The sequence below is a fragment of the Kitasatospora sp. NE20-6 genome (assembly GCF_045862635.1).
Genome location: NZ_BPRL01000006.1, coordinates 75,937 through 99,969, shown reverse-complemented (window position 1 = coordinate 99,969; position 24,033 = coordinate 75,937). Strand labels below are relative to the sequence as shown.

The 24,033-nt window shown below is 71.9% G+C and carries 18 protein-coding genes and 1 tRNA gene; 9 read left to right on the top strand and 10 right to left on the bottom strand.

Annotation, left to right across the window (positions count from 1 at the left end; translation table 11 throughout):
* The first annotated feature begins 33 nt into the window (after positions 1–33).
* The 4 genes from SNE206_RS07450 to SNE206_RS07435 are packed head-to-tail and all read left to right on the top strand — an operon-like array spanning position 34 to position 4,458.
* Entirely contained in the window at positions 34–963 is a 930-nt protein-coding gene (locus tag SNE206_RS07450) for a branched-chain amino acid ABC transporter permease (RefSeq protein WP_405013845.1), read from the top strand.
* 5 nt (positions 964–968) lie between these two features.
* A complete protein-coding gene (locus SNE206_RS07445) occupies positions 969–2,894 on the top strand; it encodes a branched-chain amino acid ABC transporter permease (protein ID WP_407912566.1) in 1,926 nt (641 codons plus the stop codon).
* Positions 2,895–2,902: 8 nt separating this feature from the next.
* Positions 2,903–3,745 carry an ABC transporter ATP-binding protein gene (locus SNE206_RS07440; protein ID WP_407912721.1) on the top strand — a complete coding sequence of 281 codons (843 nt, stop codon included), beginning with the start codon at positions 2,903–2,905 and terminating at the stop codon, positions 3,743–3,745.
* Positions 3,742–4,458, top strand: coding sequence for an ABC transporter ATP-binding protein (locus SNE206_RS07435; RefSeq protein ID WP_407912565.1), 717 nt, complete (start codon positions 3,742–3,744; stop codon positions 4,456–4,458). Before SNE206_RS07440 ends, SNE206_RS07435 begins: the two co-directional genes overlap by 4 nt.
* Positions 4,459–4,538: 80 nt before the next feature.
* Here the strand turns inward: SNE206_RS07435 and SNE206_RS07430 are convergent, their stop codons facing one another.
* The 3 genes from SNE206_RS07430 to SNE206_RS07420 form a co-directional block, all read right to left on the bottom strand.
* On the bottom strand, positions 4,539–5,438 hold the full coding sequence (locus SNE206_RS07430) for a hypothetical protein (RefSeq protein ID WP_407912564.1): 900 nt from the start codon (positions 5,436–5,438) through the stop codon (positions 4,539–4,541).
* Positions 5,439–5,503: 65 nt separating this feature from the next.
* The gene (locus SNE206_RS07425; RefSeq protein ID WP_407912563.1) at positions 5,504–6,025 is read right to left on the bottom strand and encodes a SigE family RNA polymerase sigma factor; all 522 of its coding nucleotides are present in this window, start codon (positions 6,023–6,025) and stop codon (positions 5,504–5,506) included.
* Positions 6,026–6,196: 171 nt separating this feature from the next.
* Positions 6,197–6,847 carry an ANTAR domain-containing response regulator gene (locus SNE206_RS07420; RefSeq protein ID WP_407912562.1) on the bottom strand — a complete coding sequence of 217 codons (651 nt, stop codon included), beginning with the start codon at positions 6,845–6,847 and terminating at the stop codon, positions 6,197–6,199.
* Between the two features lie 99 nt (positions 6,848–6,946).
* On the opposite strand from SNE206_RS07420, the gene SNE206_RS07415 reads away from it, so the two are divergent.
* Positions 6,947–7,019: transfer RNA gene (locus SNE206_RS07415), tRNA-Leu, on the top strand.
* 107 nt (positions 7,020–7,126) lie between these two features.
* Positions 7,127–7,906, top strand: a complete 780-nt coding sequence (locus tag SNE206_RS07410) for a transcriptional regulator (protein WP_407912561.1) — start codon at positions 7,127–7,129, stop codon at positions 7,904–7,906.
* A gap of 64 nt (positions 7,907–7,970) precedes the next feature.
* Here the strand turns inward: SNE206_RS07410 and pyk are convergent, their stop codons facing one another.
* The gene (pyk, locus tag SNE206_RS07405; RefSeq protein ID WP_407912560.1) at positions 7,971–9,398 is read right to left on the bottom strand and encodes a pyruvate kinase; all 1,428 of its coding nucleotides are present in this window, start codon (positions 9,396–9,398) and stop codon (positions 7,971–7,973) included.
* 405 nt (positions 9,399–9,803) lie between these two features.
* Here pyk and SNE206_RS07400 point away from each other — a divergent pair, with 405 nt between their 5' ends.
* Complete coding sequence (locus tag SNE206_RS07400) at positions 9,804–11,624, top strand: bifunctional metallophosphatase/5'-nucleotidase (RefSeq protein ID WP_407912559.1); 1,821 nt, start codon at positions 9,804–9,806, stop codon at positions 11,622–11,624.
* A 31-nt stretch (positions 11,625–11,655) separates the two neighbouring features.
* On the opposite strand, the gene SNE206_RS07395 is transcribed toward SNE206_RS07400, so the two are convergent.
* Positions 11,656–11,877, bottom strand: a complete 222-nt coding sequence (locus tag SNE206_RS07395; protein ID WP_407912558.1) for a DUF6296 family protein — start codon at positions 11,875–11,877, stop codon at positions 11,656–11,658.
* A 136-nt stretch (positions 11,878–12,013) separates the two neighbouring features.
* On the opposite strand from SNE206_RS07395, the gene SNE206_RS07390 reads away from it, so the two are divergent.
* Complete coding sequence (locus tag SNE206_RS07390) at positions 12,014–12,928, top strand: hypothetical protein (RefSeq protein ID WP_407912557.1); 915 nt, start codon at positions 12,014–12,016, stop codon at positions 12,926–12,928.
* 58 nt (positions 12,929–12,986) lie between these two features.
* Positions 12,987–13,499, top strand: coding sequence for a GNAT family N-acetyltransferase (locus SNE206_RS07385; RefSeq protein ID WP_407912556.1), 513 nt, complete (start codon positions 12,987–12,989; stop codon positions 13,497–13,499).
* Between the two features lie 95 nt (positions 13,500–13,594).
* Here SNE206_RS07385 and SNE206_RS07380 read toward each other — a convergent pair whose 3' ends face one another.
* The 5 genes from SNE206_RS07380 to gltB form a co-directional block, all read right to left on the bottom strand.
* Positions 13,595–14,467 (bottom strand): alpha/beta fold hydrolase, encoded by an 873-nt coding sequence (locus SNE206_RS07380; protein ID WP_407912555.1) that lies wholly within the window; start codon positions 14,465–14,467, stop codon positions 13,595–13,597.
* Positions 14,468–14,674: 207 nt separating this feature from the next.
* Complete coding sequence (locus tag SNE206_RS07375) at positions 14,675–16,132, bottom strand: aldehyde dehydrogenase family protein (protein WP_407912554.1); 1,458 nt, start codon at positions 16,130–16,132, stop codon at positions 14,675–14,677.
* A gap of 68 nt (positions 16,133–16,200) precedes the next feature.
* On the bottom strand, positions 16,201–17,067 hold the full coding sequence (locus SNE206_RS07370) for a helix-turn-helix domain-containing protein (RefSeq protein WP_407912553.1): 867 nt from the start codon (positions 17,065–17,067) through the stop codon (positions 16,201–16,203).
* Between the two features lie 496 nt (positions 17,068–17,563).
* Positions 17,564–19,024 (bottom strand): glutamate synthase subunit beta, encoded by a 1,461-nt coding sequence (locus SNE206_RS07365; protein WP_407912552.1) that lies wholly within the window; start codon positions 19,022–19,024, stop codon positions 17,564–17,566.
* Entirely contained in the window at positions 19,017–23,597 is a 4,581-nt protein-coding gene (gltB, locus tag SNE206_RS07360) for a glutamate synthase large subunit (RefSeq protein ID WP_407912720.1), read from the bottom strand. Before gltB ends, SNE206_RS07365 begins: the two co-directional genes overlap by 8 nt.
* Positions 23,598–24,033 lie beyond the last annotated feature (436 nt).

Sequence of the window (24,033 nt, the reverse complement as noted above, 5' to 3'; positions counted from 1 at the left end):
CCACCAGCGCACCACGCACACGGAGGCCGAGCGGTGAACGAGCTACCGCAGCAGTTGGCCAACGGCCTGATCCTGGGAGCCCTCTACGGGCTCGTCGCGATCGGCTACACGATGGTTTACGGCATCGTCCAACTCATCAACTTCGCCCACGGCGAGATCTTCATGGTCGGCGGCTTCGGAGCCCTCACCGCCTTCCTCGCCCTCCCGGGCGGAACCACCCTCTGGCTCGCCATCCCGTTGATGCTGCTGGCCGGCATCCTCGTCTCCACCCTCGTCGCCGTCGGCGCCGAGCGGTTCGCCTACCGGCCGCTGCGCACCGCGCCCCGGCTGGCACCGCTCATCACCGCGATCGGCCTCTCGCTCGCCCTGCAGCAGCTCGTCTTCGCGTTCTACCCGGACGCCAAGAAGGCCCGGGTCTTCCCGAAGATCCCCGGCGACCCCTTCGAGCTCGCCTCGGTCACCATCCAGCGCAGCGACGTCTTCCTGATCATCGCCGCCCCCGTCTGCATGCTGATCCTCGGCTGGTTCGTCACCAAGACCCGCTCCGGCCGCGCCATGCAGGCCACCAGCCAGGACCCCGACACGGCCAAGCTCATGGGCATCGACACCGACCGCATCATCGTCATGGCCTTCGCCATCGGTGCCGCGTTCGCCGCCGTCGCCGCCGTCGCCTACGGCCTGCGCACCGGCCAGGTCGACTTCCGCATGGGCTTCCTCCTCGGCCTCAAGGCGTTCACCGCAGCCGTCCTCGGCGGCATCGGCAACATCTACGGCGCCATGCTCGGCGGCCTCGTCCTCGGCCTCGCCGAGAGCCTCGCCACCGGCTACATCCAGCACCTGCCCGGCATGCACCTCTTCGGCGGCGGAGCCTGGAAGGACGTCTGGGCCTTCGTACTCCTCATTCTCGTGCTGCTCGTGAGGCCACAGGGCCTGCTCGGCGAGCGCGTCGCGGACAGGGCGTGACCACCATGAGCACCGAAACCACCCCGGTCGTCCCGCTCCCCGCCGGATCCGCCCGCATCGTCACCGCCGTCGGCGCCGCCGGCACCCTCGCCTCCGCGTTCCTCGCCTGGACCTGGACCTCCGAGTTCCCCGGCGACCTCACCGTCACCGGCTACCCCGGCGGCCTCCAGTGGTTCACGCTCACCGCGGGCGTCGCCACCCTGCTGCTGCTCCTCGCCACCCAGGGCGTCCCCGGCCTGCGCTGGATCGGCCCCCGCGGCAGCAACAACGCCGTCCTGTTCGCCGCCGCCGGCGCCGCCGTCACCACCTGGTACACCCTGATCTCCATCTCGGTCGACCTCGGCGGCCTCGCCAACCTGGAGCCCGGCGGCTGGATCGCCGGCGTCTTCTCGCTGATCGCCCTCACCGGCGCCCTCGGCCTGCCGCTCGACCGCCGCACCACGGTGCCGGTCAAGGTCCTGCCGCTGCCGGTGTTCTCGCTGCTCGCGATCGGCCCGCTCGCCGTCGTCGGCGCCGACGCCATCCCCGAGACCCACCCCGTCGCCGACGTCATGGCGATGCTCGCCGTCGGCCTGCTGATCGCCGCCGGCGGTGTGATCCTCACCCAGCTCGTCCACCTGGCCAACAGCTGGCTGCGCCTCGGCACCGTCGAGCGCCCGCTCCCGCCGACCCGCACGCTGCCCTCCTGGGTCGAGCTGCTGTTCGTCATCGGCGCGTTCGGTGCCGGCCTGTTCATCGTCACCTTCGGCATCGACACCGAGTACGGTGAGCTGTTCACCGGCTACCTGTTCCTGCTCGGCTTCCTCATCGCCGCGTTCACGAAGGCCGGCCTGATCGCCCGCCTGCGCGCCCTGACGGTCAAGCACCGCTCGGTCACCACCGGCGCCGCGTTCGCCGCCGCCGCGAGCTTCCCGTTCACCCAGACCAGCGACCAGTACACCTCCGTCGCGACGAACATCCTGATCTTCGCGACCGTCGCCCTCGGCCTGAACATCGTCGTCGGCCTCGCGGGCCTGCTCGACCTCGGCTACGTCGCCTTCCTCGGCGTCGGCGCGTACACCGCGGCCCTGTTCTCCGGCTCCCCGGCCTCGCCCATCCAGCTGCAGCTCCCCTGGTGGGCAGCCATGCTGATCGGCGCAGCCGTCTCCATGATCTTCGGTGTCGTGATCGGCGCCCCCACCCTGCGGCTGCGCGGCGACTACCTCGCCATCGTCACCCTGGGCTTCGGCGAGATCTTCCGCATCACCATGCTGAACCTCAACGGCACCACCGGACCGGACGTCACCAACGGCTCCAACGGCATCCCGCGGATCCCCGACATGGAGATCTTCGGCTTCGACCTCGGCCAGAAGCACACCGTGCTCGGCGTCGAACTCGGCCGGTTCTCCAACTACTACCTGCTGATGCTCGCCGTCACCGCCGTCGTGGTGCTGGTCTTCGCCCGGGTCTCCAACTCCCGCCTCGGCCGCGCCTGGGTCGCCATCCGCGAGGACGAGACCGCCGCCGAGGCCATGGGCATCAACGGCTTCCGGGTCAAGCTCGTCGCCTTCGCCCTGGGCGCCTTCCTCGCCGGCCTCGCCGGCACCGTGCAGGCCCACGTCAGCTACACCGTGACCCCGGACCAGTACACCTTCGCCGAGGCGCTCCCGCCGAACTCCGCGTTCCTGCTCGCCGCGGTCATCCTCGGCGGCATGGGCACCATCAGCGGCCCCCTCGTCGGCGCCACCCTCCTCTTCCTCATCCCGAAGAAGCTGGAATTCCTCGCCGACTACCAGCTGCTCGCCTTCGGCATCGCGCTGATCATCCTCATGCGGGTCCGCCCCGAGGGCCTCATCCCGAACCGCCGTCAGCAGCTCGAATTCCACGAGGCGGCGGAGATCCCCGCCCAGGCGTCGCCCGTCGACGACACCCTCACCAAGGCAGGGGCGTGACCACCCAGATGACCACCGAGACCGCCCCCGCCGCCACCGCCACCGCACCGGTGCCCGTCCTCGAAGCCAGCGGCGTCGTCATGCGCTTCGGCGGCCTCACCGCCGTCAACAACGTCGACCTCACCGTCAACAAGGGCGAGATCGTCGGTCTGATCGGCCCCAACGGCGCCGGCAAGACCACCTTCTTCAACTGCCTCACCGGCCTGTACGTCCCCACCGAGGGCACCGTCCGCTACCAGGGCACCGTGCTCCCGCCCAAGCCCCACCTCGTCACCACCGCCGGCATCGCCCGCACCTTCCAGAACATCCGGCTCTTCGCCAACATGACCGTCCTGGAGAACGTGCTCGTCGGCCGCCACAGCCGCACCAAGGAAGGCCTCTTCTCCGCCATCCTCCGCGGCCCCGGCTACAAGCGGGCCGAGGCCGAGAGCCGCGAGAAGGCCATGGAACTCCTGGAGTTCACCGGCCTCGCCGGCAAGGCCGAGCACCTCGCCCGCAACCTCCCCTACGGCGAGCAGCGCAAGCTGGAGATCGCCCGCGCCATGGCCAGCGAGCCCGGCCTGCTCCTGCTCGACGAACCCACCGCCGGCATGAACCCGCAGGAGACCCGCGCCGCCGAGGAACTCGTCTTCGCGATCCGCGACAAGGGCATCGCCGTCCTCGTCATCGAGCACGACATGCGGTTCATCTTCAACCTGTGCGACCGCACCGCCGTGCTCGTCCAGGGCCAGAAGATCGTCGAGGGCGACCGGGAGACCGTCCAGAACGACGAGCGCGTCATCACCGCCTACCTCGGTGCGCCCCTCGAAGGCGCCACCGAGACGGCAGCAAGCACGGAGGCAGACCTGTGACAGCCCTTCTGGAGGTCCAGGACCTCCGCGTCGCCTACGGCAAGATCGAAGCCGTCAAGGGCATCAGCTTCACCGTCGAACAGGGTGAGGTCACCACCCTCATCGGCACCAACGGCGCCGGCAAGACCACGACGCTGCGCACCCTCTCCGGGCTGCTGCGGCCCACCGGCGGCACCATCACCTTCGACGGCGCACCGCTCACCAGCGTGCCCGCCCACAAGATCGTGTCGCTGGGTCTCGCCCACTCCCCCGAGGGCCGGCACATCTTCCCGCGGATGAGCATCGAGGAGAACCTCCTCCTCGGCGCCTTCCTCCGGAAGGACACCGCCGGCATCACCGAGGACGTCGAGCGCGCCTACACGCTCTTCCCGATCCTCGGCGAGCGCCGCAAGCAGGCCGCCGGCACGCTGTCCGGCGGCGAGCAGCAGATGCTCGCCATGGGCCGCGCCCTGATGTCCCGGCCCAAGCTGCTCATGCTGGACGAGCCCTCGATGGGCCTGTCCCCGCTGATGATGCAGAAGATCATGGCGACCATCGTCGAACTCAAGGCGTCGGGCACCACGATCCTGCTCGTCGAGCAGAACGCCCAGGCGGCGCTGTCGCTGTCCGACCAGGGCTACGTCATGGAGACCGGCCGCATCGTGCTCAAGGGCACCGGCGCGGACCTCCTCCACGACGAGTCCGTCCGCAAGGCCTACCTCGGCGAGGACTGAGCCCCACCGTCCCGCTGCAGAAACGGTCCGCCCCGGAGCCACCAAGGCTCCGGGGCGGACCGTTTCCGTCGAGGTCACCCTCACTGCACGCAGGACGAGGCCGGCGCGGTGTCCGGACACGGCTGCCGCGACACGGTGACCGCCAGCCGGTCGCCGGCCGCCGCCGTCGACGGCGGCACCCGGAACGCCCACTCCGGGCGCTGCACCGCCTCCTCCCACCACACCGGTCCGAACGGCGGCCGGGGCACCACCGCATCGCCGACCACGCCGTTGCCCGCCCGCAGCTCCACCAGTTCGCCGTTCGGCCGGTACAGCCGCACCACGTCCTCGAAGAACCCCCCCACGGTCGTGTGCGTCACCCCGCTGAGCAGCGTGCTGCCGTCCGCCAGGAGCCGGGTACGGCACCCGGCCCCCTCCACCCCCGCCCCGCGGGGCCCCCAGTCCTTCCGCCTCTGCTCCTCCTCGCCGAAGGCCGCACACGCCCGGGCGACGACCGCAGGGTCCACGTTCCGGAGCATCCGCACGCTCAGCGACACCGGCGCCGAGTTCCGTTCGTACCCCACGACCACCCCCGCCGCCCTGTCCACGTTCGCCGCGTACGTCGCGTACGGATCCAGCTCCACGAACCGACCGCCCGGGGGCAGCAGGTCCGACAGCACCTGCAGCACGGCCGGCCACGTCGCGTCCACCCGCGGCGGGTCCGCCGCCGCCGGAGACCCGGACGGGCCGCCGGACACCGTGGCCACGGACGGCGGGCCCGCGGCCACGGACCGCGGGGCGCCCCACCGGTCCGGCCACACCGCCGAGCCCGCCGCCACCACCGCCACCGCGAGCACGGCCGCGCCCCCGGTCACCAGCCGGCGCACCCGCCGACGGCGCCGCCCGATCCGGCCCGCCTCCCGCACCATCTCCCCCACCGGCGGCCGGAGTCCGGACACCCCGTCCGCCAGCAGCCGCCCCAGCCCGTCCTCGATCTCCACCCTCGCACCCCTCGCTCTCCGGACCGCTCCGCACCCGTCCGGCTTCCGCCCGGCGGGCCCCGGCATCAACTCGACTGGAACAGGTCGCGGTCGCCCAGCAGCTCCCGCAGCTTCGCCAGCGAACGCGTCGTCAGGCTCTTCACCCCCGCCGGGGACGTGCCGAGCATCTCCGCGACCGCCTCCACGCTGTGGTCCTCCAGGTACCGCAGCACCACCACCGCCCGGTTGCGGGGCGGCAGCTGCGCCAGCGCGTCGACCAGCACCAGCCGCAGCTCCGTGCGGCCCGCGCCGCCGTCCGCCGCACCGTCCGACGGGGCGTCGGGCACCCGCTCGACCGTGAGCTCCGACGACCGCCGCAGGCGCCGGTGCGACAGGTAGGTGCGCAGCAGCACCTTCCGCGCGTAGGCGTCGAGCCCCGCGTCCCCGCCGTCGAACTGCAGCCGCTCCCAGACCGCGTACATCTTGCCGAGCGCCGTCTGCACCAGGTCCTGCGCCTGGTGCCGGTCGCCGCACATCAGGTAGGCGATCTGGAAGAGCCTGCGTGCCCTGCCGGCTGCGAACTCCTCGAAGTCCGGCCTCTCGCGCATCCCGCTCTCCCCCGACGACCACGAACCGTTCTGCTGTCACCCGTACAGAACGCCCCCACCCGGCAGGAGGTCTCACGCGGTGCGGCATCCCGTGCGGAGCAACGCCGGGCGGGAACGGCACCGCCCCCGCCGGAGACTCCGGCGGGGGCGGTCAGGTCGTGCGTGCGGGGTTCAGGCCTCGGACTCGGGCTTCTTCCGGTCCTGGGCCTCGCCCTCCTCGATGACGGCGTGGGCCACGGCGGCCATCGTCATCCGGCGGTCCATCGACGTCTTCTGGATCCAGCGGAACGCGGCCGGCTCCGTCAGCCCGAACTTCGTCTGCAGCACGCTCTTCGCGCGGTCCACCAGCTTGCGGGTCTCCAGACGCTGCGAGAGGTCCGCGATCTCCTGCTCCAGCGTGCGCATCTCGGTGTAGCGGGAGACCGCCATCTCGATCGCCGGCACGAGGTCGCTCTTGCTGAACGGCTTCACGATGTACGCCATCGCGCCCGCGTCCCGCGCCCGGTCGACCAGCTCGCGCTGCGAGAAGGCGGTCAGCATGAGCACCGGGGCCAGGTGCTGCTCGTGGATGCGCTCGGCGGCGGACAGGCCGTCGAGGACGGGCATCTTGACGTCCAGGATGGCGAGGTCGGGCTTGAGCTCCTCGACGAGCTTCACCGCCGTCTCGCCGTCCCCGGCCTCGCCGACGACGGTGTATCCCTCCTCCTCCAGCATCTCCTTCAGGTCGAGGCGGATGAGGGCCTCGTCCTCGGCGATGACGATGCGGGTGATCTGGGGCGGGTCGAGCTCAAGCGGCTGGGGCTGCTCGTCGGCGGTGCTCACGGGGCTCCTTGTTCCGGCGGGGTGCTGCATGCACGAGCCTACCTAGACACGGTATGTTTGAGTCACAGCATATCGGGGGCAACCTTTGATTCGCTGGTCGCTCCGGTAGCCCAATGGCAGAGGCGATGGTCTCAAACACCATTCAGTGTGGGTTCGAATCCCACTCGGGGCACTTACCTTTACTTTGAAGGTCGGGAACCCGTTGGAGATCTTCATCACTTCGGGTAAGTAATTCGTCCGGGCCGACCATTCCCCCCGACGCGGCGGACGATCGGCCGCATGTACGACAGCGACACCCGCCGCACCGCACTCGGCCTCCTCCGCACCGGAGCGACCGTCAGCGCCGTGAGCCGGGCGGCCGGCATCTCCCGCTCCACCCTCCGCTCCTGGACCCTGCGGCCCGACCCGAGCCCGCGGATGACCGCCGACTGCCCCCTGCGCGACGGCCGGCCGGATCCCGCACCACCGCCCGGCAGTTACTCCTACCTCCTCGGCCTCTACCTCGGCGCAGGCGATGCGCAGGGCGAGGAACGCCGCGGCGTCCACGCCCTGCGCATCGCCTGCGCCGACGCATGGCCGGGGCTGATCGACGAGTGCGCCGCGGCCGTGCGGGCCGTGCTCCCGGGAAGCACCGTGCACCGGGTCCGGGCGCCGGGCTGCACCAGCGTGGTGAGCCGCAGCAAGCACTGGCCCTGCCTCTTCCCGCAGCACGGGGCCGGGCCCAAGCACCTGCGCACCGTGGCCCTCGCCCGCTGGCAGCGGAGCGAGGTGGCCGCGGCCCCCTGGCACTTCGTCCGGGGCCTGATCCACTCCGACGGCTGCCGCACGGTGAACCGGGTCCGCCGACAGGGCGCCGACGGCGTCACGCGGGAGAACGCCTACCCGCGCTACTTCTTCACCAACGGCTCCCGCGACATCGTCGGCCTCCTCACCGGAACCCTCGACACGGTCGGGGTCGAGTGGCGCGTCCGCGAACGCCGGAGCGGCGACCTCGACGTCTCCGTCGCCCGCCGGGCGTCCGTGGCGCTGATGGACGCGCACGTCGGCCCGAAGTGGTGACGGCGGGCCCCGGTGGCCCGGGTGGTGACGGCGCGGCTCCCCGATGCGCCGTCACCACCCCTTCTCAGTTGTCGAGTTCGCCGACGTGGTGGACGCGGACGAGGTTGGTGGAGCCGGCGAGGCCGGGGGGCGATCCGGCGGTGATGACGACGATGTCGCCCTTCTCGCAGCGGCCGAGGCTCAGCAGGTGGGCGTCGACCTGGGCGACCATCTCGTCGGTGGTGAGGACGAACGGGCCGAGGAAGGTCTCCACGCCCCAGGTGAGGGCGAGTTGGCTGCGCACGGCGGGTTCGTAGGTGAAGGCGAGCACGGGGATGGGCGAGCGGTAGCGGGTGAGGCGCCGGGCCGTGTCGCCGCTCTGGGTGAAGGCGATGAGGTACTTGGCGTGGAGGAAGTCGCCGATCTCGGCGGCGGCGCGGGCGACGGCGCCGCCCTGGGTGCGGGGCTTGTTCCGCTCGGTGAGCGGGGGGAGCCCGTCGGCGAGGATCTCGTTCTCGGCGGCCTCGATGATGCGGGCCATGGTGCGCACGGTCTCGACGGGGTACTTGCCGACGGAGGTCTCGCCGGAGAGCATGACGGCGTCGGTGCCGTCGAGGACGGCGTTGGCGACGTCGGAGGCCTCGGCGCGGGTGGGCCGGGAGGCGTGGATCATCGAGTCGAGCATCTGGGTGGCGACGATGACCGGCTTGGCGTTGCGCTTGGCCAGTTTGACGGCGCGCTTCTGGACGATCGGCACGTCCTCCATCGGCATCTCGACGCCGAGGTCGCCGCGGGCGACCATGATGCCGTCGAAGGCGTCGACGATGGATTCGAGGTTGTCGACGGCCTGGGGCTTCTCGACCTTGGCGATGACGGGGAGCCGGCGGCCCTCCTCCTCCATGATGCGGTGCACGTCGTCGGCGTCCTTGCCGCTGCGCACGAAGGAGAGGGCGATGATGTCGGCCCCGAGGCGGAGGGCCCAGCGCAGGTCGTCGACGTCCTTGTCGCTCAGCGCGGGCACGGAGACGGAGATTCCGGGGAGGTTGAGGCCCTTGTGGTCGGAGACGAGGCCGCCTTCGAGCACGGTGGTGCGGACGTTCGGTCCGTCGACCCCGGTGACCTGCAGGCAGACGCGGCCGTCGTCGACGAGGATGTGCTCGCCGGGGGTGACGTCGGCGGCGAGGCCGGCGTAGGTGGTGCTGCAGAGGTCGCGGGTGCCTTCGGCCTCGTCGACGGTGACGGTGAACTCGTCGCCGCGTTCAAGAAGTACGGGGCCGTCGGCGAAGGTGCCGAGGCGGATCTTCGGACCTTGGAGGTCGACGAGGACGCCGACGCTGCGGCCCGTCTCGTCGGCGGCCTTGCGGACGCGGTGGTAACGCTCCTCGTGTTCGAGCTGGGAGCCGTGGCTGAGGTTGAACCGGGCGATGTCCATGCCGGCCTCGACCAGGGCCTTGATCTGGTCGTACGAGTCGGCGGCGGGCCCGAGGGTACAGACGATTTTTGCTCGGCGCATGCCTCCAGAGCGTAGGCATTACCGGGGCGTAACATCGCTGTTCCGGCAGGCTCCCTTGCGGCAGTTGCTGAAAGTTTTGATTAACAAACTGACACAACGTGACCTCGCTTGCTGTGAGGCCGCGTTGGCGCCCCCGGCGGTCGTCGCCGACCTGCGCAAACGCTCTCCCGGGACGGGGGCCGGCACCCTGCCGGGTGAGCGCGGGGCCCCGGGTTGACGGAGGCCCCGGAGCCGGCCCCCGGGGTGCGTCCGCCATGCCGGGGTCACCGACATCTCACCTGCCGGAAACGTCCGGGGGCTGTCGGCGGGGGCGTTTTCCGGGCAGACTTCTACGCGCGTTTCTCTACGCGCGTCAACGTCGGCTGCGCCGTTGACGGTCCGTCCCGCCCCACGCTGGAGTCGTCCATGCCCCTGAACCGCCGTGACTTCGTCTCCCGCTCGGCCGCCACCGCGGCCGGCGCCGCCCTGGCCGGCGCCGTGCCGGTCGCCGCGGCCTCCCCGGCCGCCGCGGCCCAGGACGGGGACGGCGCCCGCGGGAAGGCCCCACGGAAGGAGGCGTTCACCGTCATGGGCACCACCGACCTCCACGGCCGGGTGCTCAACTGGGACTACTTCACGGACGCCGAGTACGACGACAAGGTGCACAACGACGTCGGCCTCGCGAAGATCTCCACGCTCGTCGAGCAGGTCCGCGCCGAGAAGGGCTGTCACCGCACCCTGCTGATCGACTCCGGCGACACCATCCAGGGCACGCAGCTGAGTTACTACTACGCCCGGGTCGAGCCGATCACCGCCGAGCGGCCGCCGCGCCACCCGATGGCCGCCGCGATGAACGCCATCGGCTACGACGCCGCGGCCCTCGGCAACCACGAGTTCAACTACGGCATCCCGCTGCTGCGCGCGTACGAGGAGCAGCTCGACTTCCCGCTGCTGGGCGCCAACGCGCTGTACGCGAAGAACGAGAAGCCGGCGTTCGACCCGTTCGTCGTCAAGACGCTGCACCTCGGCCACGGCCGTCCGCTGCGGGTCGGCATCCTGGGTCTGACCAACCCGGGCATCGCGATCTGGGACAAGGCCAACGTGAGCGGGCAGATGGTCTTCCCGGGCATCGTGGAGGCGGCGAAGAAGTACGTGCCGCGGATGCGTGCGGCCGGTGCGGACGTGGTGGTCGTCTCCTCGCACTCCGGCGTCGACGGTGCCACCTCGTACGGCGACCAGCTGCCGTGGGGCGAGAACGTCTCCAGGCAGCTCGCCGAGACGGTGCCGGGCATCGACGCGGTGCTGGTCGGGCACGCCCACAAGGAGATCCCGCAGCAGCTGGTCGTCAACACGGAGACCGGGAAGACCGTCGTGCTCTCCGAGCCGCTCTGCTACGGCCAGCGGCTGACCTGCTTCGACTTCGAGGTGGAGTACGCGCACGGGGCCTGGCAGGTGACGTCGGTGGCGGCGCGGGTGCTGAACGCCAACACGGTGCCGGAGGACCCGAAGATCGTGAAGCTGATCGCCGGGCAGCACAAGAAGGTCGTGGCGTACGTCAACCAGACGATCGGCACCTGCAAGGCCGAACTCTCCATCGCCGAGGCGCCGTTCAAGGACGTGCCGATCATCGACCTGATCGGCCGGGTGCAGGCCGACACGGTGCGGGCCGCGCTGGCGTCGACGGAGTACGCGGCGCTGCCGGTGCTGGCGCAGGCGGCGCCGTTCAACCGCACCGCGCTGATCCCGGCGGGTGACGTGCGGCTGCGCGACGCGGCGGGCCTGTACATCTACGAGAACACCCTGGAGGCGCGCGTCCTGACGGGTGCGCAGATCAAGGACTACCTGGAGTTCTCGGCGCGCTACTTCGCGCAGCTGGCGCCGGGTGCGCCGGTCGACCTCGCGACGCTGACCAACGCGCAGTCCACCCCGGACTACAACTTCGACTCGGTGTACGGCGTCTCGTACGACATCGACATCGCGCAGCCGGCCGGTTCGCGGATCACGGGGCTGTCGTACGCGGGTGCCCCGGTGGACCCGGCGGCGCAGTTCGTGCTGGCGGTCAACAACTACCGGGCGGGCGGCGGCGGCAACTTCCCGCACGTCGCGGGCGCCAAGGTGGTGTGGTCGAACTCGGAGGAGATCCGCAACACGATGATCGCCTGGGTGAAGGCGAAGGGTGTCGTCGACCCGGCGGAGTTCGGCGGCGTGACGTGGCGGCTGGTCCGTGCGGGTGTGCCGGTGTTCTAGCCGGCGGCGCGGGTGGCGCCGGCGGGCGGCGTCACCCGCGGCGGTGCACGGCGGACGGCGGGGTGAGTTCCTGCCGTCCGCCCGTGGCGAGCATCCGGACCTCGTCGCGGTCGCTGATCTCGGCGCGGACGATGCCGCTGTCGTCGGTGTAGACGGGGTGTCCGCCGGGGCCGAGGGTGCCGGTGGGGTGCACCACCACGTGGTCGTCGGCGTCCTGGCCGGGGTGCGGGAAGGTCAGCTCGTACTCGGTCATCGGGCACCTCCTCGGCCGCGCGGGTGCGTGGGCCGCTCACCAGTCTCGCCCGCGGGGGCCGTCCGCGCCTGCGGAACCCGGGGGCACCCGGCTGCGTCACAGTGCCGTCCGGTGGGACGAGCGGCAGGGGTGTGCGATGCGCGGGCGTGCGGGAGCGGTGGCGTTGCTGGCGGTGCTGGCGGCGGGGTGCGGCAGTACGGCGGGCGGCGGTGGCGCACCGCCCGCGGAGGTGCAGGCGGCCGCCCGGGAGCGGGCGGCGGCGGTGGCGCGGGCCTGGCCGGGGTCGCCGCAGGAGCAGGTGTGGCGGACGGGCTACGCGCCGCTGGACGTGCCGCCGGAGTGGCTGCCCGCGGACGCGTTCCACGACGACGCGGACAAGCAGGCGTACGCCGCGGGCCGGCTGGTCCTGACGGGCGGGCTGCCGCAGACGCTGTCGGGGCGGGCGCAGGTGCGGTGGGCGGACGGCGCGGAGCTGTCGCTGCCGCTGCGGTCGGCGGATGCGGTGTTCCGGGGCCTGGTGGCCGCCGGGAAGCCCTGCGGGGGTGACTGCGGGCGGCCGCTGGAGGTGACCGGCGCGCAGCCGGGCACGCGGGAGGTCGCGACGAGCCGCGGGCGGGCGGAGATCCCGGTGTGGGAGTTCGTGGTGGCCGGGTATGCGGCGCCGTTCGTGTATCCGGCGGTGGAGGGGCAGCTGCCGCCCCCGGAGGTGCCGCAGGCGTCCCGGGACCTGGAGGGGGTGCTGCGGGCCGTGGGGCCCGCCGTGTCGGCGGACGGGCGGACGCTGACGGCGTCGGTGGGCCACGGCTCGTGCGAGCGGCCGGAGCGGGCCGAGGCGTACGAGACGGATGCGGCGGTGGTGCTGATCGCCCTGGCGCGGCCGACGGCGGGGCCGGGGACGGCGTGCGACGCGGCGCTGCGGATGTCGCCGGTGGACTTCCGGCTGGAGCGCCCGCTGGGCGGCCGGGTGGTGCTCGATCTGTGGACGGGGGCTCCCGAGCTGCCGCGGGAGGGCCCCGGCGGGCCCTCGCAGGGCGGTCCGGGCGGGCGGTAGCGCCCGGGGCGGGGCCGGGGGCAGGATCGGGGCGTTGCGACGGCGTGGGGAGGCTGGGATGTGGCGGACCGGGCGGCTGGTGCTGCGGCAGTGGGAGGCGGGCGACGTGGCGCGCGCCTTCGACCTGTACCGGCGGTGGGAGGTGGCCCGGTGGCTGGGTGCGGCGCCGCGGGTGCTCGCGGACGAGGCGGAGGCCGCGGCGATGGTCGAGCGGTTCCGGGGGCGGTCGGCGGATCCGCGGTTCGGCGTGTGGGCGGTGGAGCGGCTGGACACGGGGGTGGTGGCGGGGTCGGTGCTGCTGGTGCCGCTGCCGGACGGGGACGGCGAGGTGGAGGTCGGCTGGCACTTCCATCCGGACGCGTGGGGCAACGGCTTCGCCACCGAGGCCGCGGAGGCCGTGGTGGCGAAGGGTTTCGCGGACGGCCTGGCGGAGATCCACGCCGTGGTGCGGCCGGACAACGGGCCGTCGGCGGCAGTGTGCCGGCGGCTGGGGATGGTGTCGCTGGGCCGGTCGGACCGCTGGTACGGCACGGAACTGGAGGTGTTCCGGCTCGGCCGGCCTGCCGCGTGAGGCCTGTCGCGTGAGGCCAGCCGGTTGCGGGCCGCCGATTGCGGGCCGCGGGCGGGTGAAGCTGCGGGCCGGTGAGGCGCCCGGGCTTCCCCGGGTCAGCCGGTGGTGCGGTCGCGGAGCCAGGTGAGCGCGTCCCCGGCGTTGCCGAGCACCGAGATGTGGCCGTCGCCGGGGGTGGTGCGGAGTTCGGCGGAGGGCAGCCGGCGGGCGAGCCAGCGGCTGTGGGCGGCGGGCACGATGCGGTCGCGCTCGCCGTGCAGGAGGAGGACGGGGCAGCGGACGTCGGCGGGGTCGAACCCCCAGGGGGCGGTGTACGCGAGGTCGTCGTCGATCAGGGCGGCGGGACCGGCGGCGACGGCGGGGCCGACGACCTCGTCGAACCACGCCCAGGCGCCGTGGAGCGCGGCGAGGTCCGCGGGGGTGAACTCCGGGTCGTAGAGGGCACCGGAGGACTCGTGGGCCTCCTTGGCGGCGCGTCCCGCGGCGGCGGAGCGCAGCGAGGCGACACCGGAGGCGGTCATGCCGGCGTACCAGTCGAGACCGGGGGCGCCGTACGGTGCGAGGCCCGCGGAGGACACGGCGGCGAGGACGCGGCCGCGGAGGAGGGCGGCGCAGGCGAGCGCGTGCGGCGCGCCGCCGGAGTGCCCCATGACGGCGAACCGGTCGATGCCGAGGGCGGCGGTGACGGCGGCGGTGTCGGCCGCGGCGGAGGCGATGTCGCGTCCGGGGTGCGGGGTGGAGCCGCCGTAGCCGGGGCGGTCGTAGGAGACCCAGCGCAGGCCGAGGCGGTCGGCGGCGGCGAGGAGCGGCCCCGGGGGTGCGCCGGTGTTGGGGGTGCCGTGGTGCCAGACGACGGCGAGGCGGCCGGGGTCGCCGGGGGCGGTGTCGTAGGCGTGGAGGGTGCGGCCGTCGGGGAGTGCGAGGTCGGTCTCCGTCGTGGCGGGTTCCGTCGGCCCTGTCCCGTGCACGTGGCTCCCTCGTCCGTGTCCCGGTCCTCCGTGTCCCACCGTACGCGGCTGTGCCGTCCGTGTCCGTGCCGTCCCCGCGGAGGCTGTCCCGGGGGTTGTCCCAGGGGTTGTCCCGAGGCTGCCCCCGGGTTGTCCCAGGGGTTGTGCGGCGGCCCGGCCGGGCCCCGTGGCGGGGGCGCGGCCGGGCCGGTGCGGCGCGGTGGCCGGTCAGAACGGGAAGCGGGTGCGCCCGTGCTGGATCGAGATCCACTTGACGGTGGTGAAGGCCTCCACGGTGGCCTCGCCGTTGAGGCGGCCGACGCCGGAGTTCTTCTCGCCGCCGAAGGGCACGATCGGCTCGTCGGCGATGGTGCCGTCGTTGATGTGGATCATGCCGGTCTCGATGCGCTGCGCGAGTGCGACGCCGCGCTCGATGCTGCCGGTGTGGACGGCGCCGCTGAGGCCGAACGGCGTGTCGTTGGCGATCGTGACGGCCTCGTCGTCGCCGTCGAAGGGCAGGACGACGACGACCGGGCCGAAGATCTCGCGGCGCAGGATCGTGGCGTCGTGCGGCACGCCGGCCAGGACGACCGGGTCCATGAGGGTGCCGACGGTGGAGCCGCGGAGCAGCACCTCGGCGCCCTCGGTGACGGCCTGGTCGACCTGCGCGGTGATGGAGTCGGCCTGGGCGGTGTTGATGAGCGGGCCGATGTCGGTGGCCGGGTCCTGCGGGTCGCCGACGGTCAGGGTGCGGATCTTGGCCACGAACTTCGCGGTGAACTCGTCGATGACGGAACGGTCGACGAGCACGCGGTTGGCGGCCATGCAGACCTGGCCCTGGTGGGCGAAACGGCTGAAGACGGCGGCGTCGACGGCGTAGTCGAGGTCGGCGTCGTCGAGGACGATCAGCGCGCTGTTGCCGCCGAGTTCGAGCACGGTGCGCTTGAAGTGGCTCGCGGCGACGGTGGCGACGTGCCGGCCGACCTGGTCGGAGCCGGTGAAGGCGATGACCTTGGGCACCGGGTGCTCGATGAAGGCGTCGCCGATCTCGGCGATGTCGGTGAGCACGACGTTGAACAGGCCGGCGGGCAGGCCCGCCTCCTCGAAGATCTTCGCGATCAGGGTGCCGCCGGTGATCGGCGCGTCCTGGTGGGGCTTGAGCACCACGCCGTTGCCGAGGGCGAGGGCGGGGGCGACGGCCTTCAGCGAGAGGAACAGCGGGAAGTTGAACGGGCTGATGACGCCGACGACGCCGACCGGGAGCCGGTAGAGGCGGTTCTCCTTGCCGTCCACCGGGGAGGGCAGGATGCGGCCCTCGGCGCGCAGGGAGAGCTGCATGCACTCGCGGAGCATGTCCTTGGCGAGCGATATCTCGAACCCGGCCTTGAGGCGGGTGCCGCCGAGTTCGGCGATGATCGTCGCGGTGATCTCCTGCTCGCGGTCCTCCAGGATCCGCAGGGCCCGCTCGAAGACCAGGCGCCGGGTGTAGGGGTTGATCTTCGCCCAGGCGCGCTGTGCGAGGGCGGCCGCCCGGTACGCCTCGTCGACCTCGCCGGCCGTGGCCACGGTGATGGAGGCCAGCTTCTCGCCGTCGTACGGGTTGATGTCGACGATGTCCCACGAGCCGCTGCCGGGGCGCCACCGGCCGTCGATGTACTGCTGCGACAGTTCCGTGAAGTGAGACATCCGCTGCCTTTCGATGAGTTCCGTCCGCGCGAACGGATCTGACGAAAGCTCATTCTACTGATTGCGGATCAGATCTCTTCGTGAACGGTCCGGAGAAGAGCGAGCGAACGCTCCGGGGAGAGGCTCGCCTCGCTGAGCCGCTGCAGGGCGGCCGCGTACTCCGCGACCTCGGCGGGCCGGTCGAGGTAGAGCGCGCTGGTGAACTGCTCCAGGTAGACCACGTCCGGGAGTTCGGCCTCGGCGAAGCCCAGCACGGAGAACGCCCCCGCCTCGGCACCCGGGAGGTCCGTACCGAGCGGCACCACCTGCAGCCGGACGCCCGGCCGCCCGGCCGCCTCGATCAGGTGCCCCAACTGGCCGCGCATGACGTCCGGTCCGCCGCAGGGGCGGCGCAGCGCGGCCTCGTCGAGCACGGCGTGCAGGGCGGGCGCCCGGCGGGAGGCCAGCACCTGCTGGCGGCGCATCCGCACGGCGACCCGGCGGTCGACCTCCTCCGGCTCCGCGTTGTGGCGTCCGAGCAGGACGACGGCGCGGGCGTAGGCCTCGGTCTGCAACAGCCCGGGCACGTACTGGATCTCGTAGCTGGCGATGGTGGAGGCGGCCTCCTCCAGCCCGAGGTAGGTCTGGAACCAGGTCGGTACGACGTCCTCGTAACCGTGCCACCAGGACACGGCGTTGGCTTCGGCGATCAGGCCGAGCAGGGTGTTGCGCTCATCGCCCTGCTCCAGGCCGTAGAGGGTGAGGAGGTCGGCGACGTCGCGCTCCTTGAAGCCGACCCGGCCCAGCTCCATGCGGCTGATCTTCGACTCGGAGGCGCGGATCGAGTAGCCGGCGTCCTCCCGGGAGACGCCGCGGGCCTCGCGGAGCCGTCGTAGCTGCGATCCCAGGAGCAGCCTGTGGGCGGTGACCCCGCCGCCCGTGTGGAGCATGCTCATCGCGCCGACCTCCGTGTCCCGTAGGGCAGTTGCCCGTCGGCGGCAGTCTGCCACCCGGGTCCGACAGTCGGAAGGGCGATCAGCCCGCTCCCAGTCGATTGCCAGGAATACCCGCTTCCGGCTCCGCGAAACCTCGGACGGGGAACGGCTCCGTCGCGCACCGCGCACCGATACAGGGGGACACCCGCCCCGAGCCGAAGGGCGCGCCGGTGCCGGAAGAGAGGAGCGACCAGCGACCGACGCAGGAGGAAGCGCCGGAGCGACGAACGCCGGCACCGGATCACGAGCGCCCGGAGGCGAGCGGGCGACGACACAGCACCACGAGCGCCCGGAGGCGAGCGGGCGACGACACAGCAGCACAGCACAACGACGCCTGCCCCCAACTTGGTCGGGGAGGGGGCAGGCGTCGTACCGCATGGGCCCGGCGGCTCTGGCGGGTCGCGGTGTGGAGCAGCCGGGTGCGGCCCGGCGGTTCAGGTGAGGGTGTGACCTGTCGTCAGACCACCAGGGGGCGGTCGGTCGGACGGATCGGGGCGGGCAGCGGGGTCTTGCCGCCCAGGTAGGTGTCGACCGCGGCCGCGGCCGAGCGGCCTTCGGCGATGGCCCAGACGATCAGGGACTGGCCGCGGCCGGCGTCGCCGCAGACGTACACGCCGTCCACGTTGGTGCCGAACTTGCCGTCGCGGGCGACGTTGCCGCGGTTGTCCAGGTCGACGCCGAGCTGCTCGACGAGGCCGTTGCGGACGTCGGTGCCGGTGAAGCCCATGGCCAGGGTGACGAGCTGGGCCGGGAGGGCGCGCTCGGTGCCGGGCACCGGCACGAACCTGCCGTCCTTGAACTCGACCTCGACGAGGTGGAGTTCCTGGACGTTGCCGTCCTCGTCGCCGGTGAAGTGGGTGGTGTTGACGGAGTAGACCCGCTCACCGCCCTCCTCGTGCGCGGAGGTGACCTTGTAGGTCATCGGCATGGTCGGCCAGGGCTGGTGGCCGGGGCGGTCCTCGGTGGGCCGCGGCATGATCTCCAGCTGGGTGACCGAGGCCGCGCCCTGGCGGTGGGCGGTGCCGACGCAGTCCGCGCCGGTGTCGCCGCCGCCGATGACGACCACGTGCTTGCCCTTGGCGCTGATCGGCGAGTCGACGAAGTCGCCCTCCTGCACCTTGTTGGCCAGGGGCAGGTACTCCATGGCCTGGTACACGCCCTTGAACTCCCGCCCGGGGACGGGGAGGTCGCGGGCGGTGGTGGCGCCGGCTGCGATGACGACGGCGTCGAAGCGGTCGCGCAGCTGCTGGCCGGAGATGTCGACGCCCGCCTCGACACCGGTGCGGAACCGGGTGCCTTCCGCGCGCATCTGCTCGATGCGGCGGTTGATGTGGCGCTTCTCCATCTTGAACTCGGGGATGCCGTAGCGCAGCAGGCCGCCGATGCGGTCGGCGCGCTCGTACACGACCACGGTGTGGCCGGCCCGGGTGAGCTGCTGGGCGGCGGCGAGGCCGGCCGGGCCGGAGCCGACGACGGCGACGGTCTTGCCGGACAGGCGCTCCGGGACCTGGGCGGCGACGCCGCCGCGGTCCCAGGCCTTGTCGATGATGGTGACCTCGACGTTCTTGATGGTCACCGCGTCCTGGTTGATGCCGAGGACGCACGCCGACTCGCAGGGCGCCGGGCAGAGGCGGCCGGTGAACTCCGGGAAGTTGTTGGTGGCGTGCAGGCGCTCGATGGCGCCGGCCCAGTCGTCCCGGTACGCGAGGTCGTTCCACTCGGGGATGAGGTTCCCGAGGGGGCAGCCGTTGTGGCAGAACGGGATGCCGCAGTCCATGCAGCGGCCGGCCTGCTTGGTGATGATCGGCAGGAGGCTGCGCTCGACGTAGACCTCGTTCCAGTCCCGCAGACGCACGTCGACGGGGCGGCGCTCGGCCAGCTGCTTCGGGGTGGTCAGGAAGCCCTTCGGGTCAGCCATGTGCCGCCTCCATCATCTTGCGAGTGGTCTCGGACTCGGAGAGCCCGTCGCGCTCAGCGGCATCCTTGGCGGCGAGCACAGCCTTGTAGTCGGTGGGCATGATCTTGGAGAAGCGGGAGACCCCGCCGCCCCAGTCGGCCAGGAGCTCGGCGGCCACGGTGGAGCCGGTCTCCTCGTAGTGCTGCTGCACGGTCTCGCGCAGCCATTCGCGGTCCTTGGCGTCGGGGGCCTCGATGCCGACCATGCCGCCGTTGACATTGGCCGGGCGCAGGTCGAGGACGTACGCGATGCCGCCGGACATGCCCGCGGCGAGGTTCCGCCCGGTCTCGCCGAGGACGACGACCCGGCCGCCGGTCATGTACTCAAGACCGTGGTCGCCCACGCCCTCCACGACCAGGGTAGCGCCGGAGTTGCGGACGGCGAAGCGCTCGCCGGCCTTGCCGCGCAGGTGGATACGGCCCGAGGTGGCACCGTAACCGATGGTGTTGCCGGCGATGACGTGGTTCTGGGCGTCGGCGCCGATGGCCGCGGCGTCGCGGGCCGGGCGGACGATGACGACGCCGCCGGAGAGGCCCTTGCCGACGTAGTCGTTGGCGTCGCCCTCCAGGCGCAGGGTGACGCCGGTGGGCACGAAGGCGCCGAACGACTGGCCGGCGGAGCCGGTGAAGGTCACGTCGATGGTGCCTTCGGGCAGGCCCGCGCCGCGGTACCGCTTGGTCACCTCGTGGCCGAGCATGGTGCCGACCGTGCGGTTGACGTTGCGGATCGGCAGCTGGATGCGGACGGCCTCGCCGCGCTGCAGGGCGTCCTCGGCGAGCTCGATGAGCTGGTTGTCGAGGGCCTTGTCGAGCGAGTGGTCCTGCACGGTGGTGTTGTGCAGGGCCGCGCCCTCGGGGAGCTCGGGCACGTGGAAGAGCGGCGCCAGGTCGAGGCCGGCGGCCTTCCAGTGGTCGATGGCGGCGGCCGCGTCGATGTGCTCGGCGTGGCCGACGGCCTCCTCGATGGAGCGGAAGCCCAGCTCGGCGAGGATCTCGCGGACCTCCTCGGCGATGAACTCGAAGAAGTTCACGACGAACTCCGGCTTGCCGGAGAAGCGCTCGCGGAGCACCGGGTTCTGGGTGGCGACGCCGACCGGGCAGGTGTCGAGGTGGCAGACGCGCATCATGATGCAGCCGGAGACGACGAGCGGGGCGGTCGCGAAGCCGAACTCCTCGGCGCCCAGCAGGGCGGCGATGACGACGTCGCGGCCGGTCTTCAGCTGGCCGTCGGTCTGGACGACGATGCGGTCGCGCAGGCCGTTCAGCAGCAGGGTCTGCTGGGTCTCGGCGAGGCCGAGCTCCCAGGGGCCGCCCGCGTGCTTGAGCGAGGTGAGCGGGGAGGCTCCGGTGCCGCCGTCGTGGCCGGAGACGAGCACCACGTCGGCGTGCGCCTTGGAGACGCCCGCGGCGACGGTGCCCACGCCGACCTCGGAGACCAGCTTCACGTGGATGCGGGCCTTCGGGTTGGCGTTCTTGAGGTCGTGGATCAGCTGAGCCAGGTCCTCGATGGAGTAGATGTCGTGGTGCGGCGGCGGGGAGATCAGGCCGACGCCCGGGGTGGAGTGCCGGGTGCGGGCGACCCACGGGTAGACCTTGTGGCCGGGCAGCTGGCCGCCCTCGCCGGGCTTGGCGCCCTGGGCCATCTTGATCTGGATGTCGTCCGCGTTGACCAGGTACTCGCTGGTGACGCCGAAGCGGCCGGAGGCGACCTGCTTGATCGCGGAGCGGCGCTCCGGGTCGTACAGGCGCTCCGGGTCCTCGCCGCCCTCACCGGTGTTCGACTTGCCGCCGAGGCGGTTCATCGCGATGGCGAGGGTCTCGTGCGCCTCCATCGAGATGGAGCCGTACGACATGGCGCCGGTGGAGAAGCGCTTGACGATCGCGGAGATCGGCTCGACCTCGTCGACGGAGATCGGGGCGCGGCCCTTGCCGTCGAGCTTGAACAGGCCGCGGAGCGTCATCAGGCGCTCGGACTGCTCGTTCACGCGGTCGGTGTACTGCTTGAAGATGTCGTAGCGCCGGTTGCGCGTGGAGTGCTGCAGGCGGAACACCGTGTCCGGGTCGAACAGGTGCGGCTCGCCCTCGCGGCGCCACTGGTACTCGCCGCCGATCTCCAGCGCGCGGTGCGCGGCGGGGATGCCGGAGGCCGGGTACGCCTTGGCGTGGCGGGCGGCCACCTCCTTGGCGATCTCGTCCAGGCCGATGCCGCCGAGCTTGGTGGTGGTGCCCGCGAAGTACGAGTCGACGAGGCCCTGGGAGAGGCCGATCGCCTCGAAGACCTGGGCGCCGCGGTACGAGGCCACGGTGGAGATGCCCATCTTCGACATGACCTTGAGCACGCCCTTGCCGAGCGCCTTGATCAGGTTCTTGATGGCCTTCTCGGCCTCGATGCCCTCGATGAAGACGGCCTGCGCGACGAGGTCCTCGACGGACTCCATCGCCAGGTACGGGTTGACCGCGCCGGCGCCGTAGCCGATCAGCAGGGCGACGTGGTGCACCTCGCGGACGTCGCCGGCCTCGACGACCAGGGACACCTGGGTGCGCTGCTTGGTGCGGATCAGGTGGTGGTGGACCGCGGAGGTGAGCAGCAGCGACGGGATCGGCGCGTGCTCGGCGTCCGAGTGGCGGTCGGAGAGGACGATGATGCGGGCGCCGTCGGCGATCGCGGCGTCCGTCTCGGCGGCGATCTCGGCGAGGCGGGCCGCGAGGCCCTGGCCGCCGGTCGACACCTTGTACAGGCCGGACAGCGTGACGGCCTTGAGGCCGTTCTGGTCGCCGTCGGCGTTGATGTGGATGAGCTTGGCCAGCTCGTCGTTGTCGATCACCGGGAAGGTGATGCCGACGGAGCGGCAGTGCGACGGCGCGGCGTCGAGCAGGTTGCCCTCGGGGCCGAGGTTGCTCAGCAGCGAGGTGACGAGCTCCTCGCGGATGGCGTCCAGCGGCGGGTTGGTGACCTGCGCGAAGAGCTGCACGAAGTAGTCGAACAGCAGGCGCGGCTTCTCGGAGAGCGCGGCGATCGGGCTGTCGGTGCCCATCGAGCCGAGGGCCTCGCCGCCGGTCTTCGCCATCGGCGCCAGGATGACGCGCAGCTCCTCCTCGGTGTAGCCGAAGGTCTGCTGGCGGCGGGTGACGGAGGCGTGGGTGTGGGCGATGTGCTCGCGCTCGGGGAGCTGGGCGAGCTGGATCTGCCCGGCGGCGATCCACTCCTCGTAGGGGTGCTCGCCGGCGAGGGAGGACTTGATCTCCTCGTCCTCGACGATGCGGCCCTCGGCGGTGTCGACGAGGAACATCTTGCCGGGCTGCAGACGGCCCTTGCGGGTGATCTTCTCCTGGTCGATGTCGAGCACGCCGACCTCGGAGGAGAGGACGACGAGGCCGTCCTCGGTGATCCAGTACCGGGCGGGGCGCAGGCCATTGCGGTCGAGGACCGCGCCGATCTGGGTGCCGTCGGTGAAGGTGACGCAGGCCGGGCCGTCCCAGGGCTCCATCAGGTTGGAGTGGTACTGGTAGAACGCGCGGCGGGCGGGCTCCATGGTGGCGTGGTTCTCCCACGCCTCCGGGATCATCATCAGCACCGAGTGCGGCAGCGAGCGGCCGCCGAGGTGGAGCAGCTCCAGGACCTCGTCGAACGACGCGGAGTCGGAGTGGTCCGGGGTGCAGATCGGGAAGATCCGGTCGAGGTCGCCGGGGATGAGGTCGGTGGCGAGCTGCGACTCGCGGGCGGTCATCCAGTTGCGGTTGCCCTTGACCGTGTTGATCTCGCCGTTGTGCGCGACGAAACGGTAGGGGTGTGCGAGCGGCCAGCTCGGGAAGGTGTTGGTCGAGAACCGCGAGTGCACCAGGCCGATGGCGGAGGCGTAGAGCCGGTCCGACAGGTCGGGGAAGAAGGGCTCCAGCTGGCCGGTGGTCAGCATGCCCTTGTACACGATGGTGCGGGCGGAGAGCGACGGGAAGTACACGCCCGCCTGGCGCTCGGCGCGCTTGCGGACGACGAACGCGACGCGGTCGAGCGTGATGCCGCTGCGGTTGCCGTCGGCGAGGAACACCTGACGGAAGCGCGGCATGACGGAGCGGGCGGTGGCGCCCAGCAGGTCCGGGGTGACCGGGACGTCGCGCCAGCCGAGGACGGTGAGGCCCTCTTCGGCGGCGATCGTCTCGACGGCCGCAACCGCGGCGGCGTCGGCGGCGTCCTCGTCGGGGAGGAAGGCGATGCCGACCGCGTACGAGCCGGCGGCCGGGAGGTCGAAGGAGACCTTCGAACGCAGGAAGGCGTCCGGGATCTGGGTGAGGATGCCCGCGCCGTCACCGGAGTCCGGCTCGGCGCCGGTGGCGCCTCGGTGCTCCAGGTTGCGCAGGACGGTGAGCGCCTGGTCGACGACGGTGTGGTCGGCGATGCCGGTCAGCGTGGCGACGAAGCCGACGCCGCAGGCGTCGTGCTCGTTCCGCGGGTCGTACAGGCCCTGAGCAGCAGGTCGCGCATCCGGAACGAGCGCATACGGGCGGTTGGCCTGCGCGGGCTCGTTGGCGGAGTGCATGGATGCAGACAGCATCGGCTCTCCCGTCGTCGTCATTGGCAAGTTGCGTAGTGCAATAGGGACGACGTTGGCCCTCATGCGATTTCGTGCAGGTTACATGATGCCGAATATCCCGGGAAGTGGAACACGGCGTCCACATGGCGGACGCAACCCGCAGGTCAGCGGCGGTTACCGACCGGTAGGGGCAGCCCAACGGAGTGGCGGCCCGACCGCGCGCTTCCACCAGTGTGCCCAACCTGCCGCGGGGTGAAACAGAGCCGAAACGCCCTGTCCACCTGCACCGTCCGGGGCCGCCTGCGAATCCAACCCGCACAGCCGACCGCCGGAATGGATTCCGAGGGCGGGCGGCGCCCGGGCCAGGTCTAGGCCAGGCGGGCGGCCGGGCCCGTGTGTGAAACGTCACGCGGGCCGCAGCATAGCCATACAGGGCCCTGTC

What these genes read in the sequence shown, in the direction of transcription:
- SNE206_RS07370 (WP_407912553.1), bottom strand. Translation starts at nt 17,067, where the DNA reads ATGAGCATGCTCCACACGGGCGGCGGGGTCACCGCCCACAGGCTGCTC.
- SNE206_RS07385 (WP_407912556.1), top strand. Translation starts at nt 12,987, where the DNA reads ATGTGGCGGACCGGGCGGCTGGTGCTGCGGCAGTGGGAGGCGGGCGAC.
- SNE206_RS07400 (WP_407912559.1), top strand. Translation starts at nt 9,804, where the DNA reads ATGCCCCTGAACCGCCGTGACTTCGTCTCCCGCTCGGCCGCCACCGCG.
- SNE206_RS07375 (WP_407912554.1), bottom strand. Translation starts at nt 16,132, where the DNA reads ATGTCTCACTTCACGGAACTGTCGCAGCAGTACATCGACGGCCGGTGG.
- SNE206_RS07390 (WP_407912557.1), top strand. Translation starts at nt 12,014, where the DNA reads ATGCGCGGGCGTGCGGGAGCGGTGGCGTTGCTGGCGGTGCTGGCGGCG.
- SNE206_RS07445 (WP_407912566.1), top strand. Translation starts at nt 969, where the DNA reads ATGAGCACCGAAACCACCCCGGTCGTCCCGCTCCCCGCCGGATCCGCC.
- gltB (WP_407912720.1), bottom strand. Translation starts at nt 23,597, where the DNA reads ATGCACTCCGCCAACGAGCCCGCGCAGGCCAACCGCCCGTATGCGCTC.
- SNE206_RS07410 (WP_407912561.1), top strand. Translation starts at nt 7,127, where the DNA reads ATGTACGACAGCGACACCCGCCGCACCGCACTCGGCCTCCTCCGCACC.
- SNE206_RS07395 (WP_407912558.1), bottom strand. Translation starts at nt 11,877, where the DNA reads ATGACCGAGTACGAGCTGACCTTCCCGCACCCCGGCCAGGACGCCGAC.
- SNE206_RS07365 (WP_407912552.1), bottom strand. Translation starts at nt 19,024, where the DNA reads ATGGCTGACCCGAAGGGCTTCCTGACCACCCCGAAGCAGCTGGCCGAG.
- pyk (WP_407912560.1), bottom strand. Translation starts at nt 9,398, where the DNA reads ATGCGCCGAGCAAAAATCGTCTGTACCCTCGGGCCCGCCGCCGACTCG.
- SNE206_RS07425 (WP_407912563.1), bottom strand. Translation starts at nt 6,025, where the DNA reads ATGCGCGAGAGGCCGGACTTCGAGGAGTTCGCAGCCGGCAGGGCACGC.
- SNE206_RS07440 (WP_407912721.1), top strand. Translation starts at nt 2,903, where the DNA reads ATGACCACCGAGACCGCCCCCGCCGCCACCGCCACCGCACCGGTGCCC.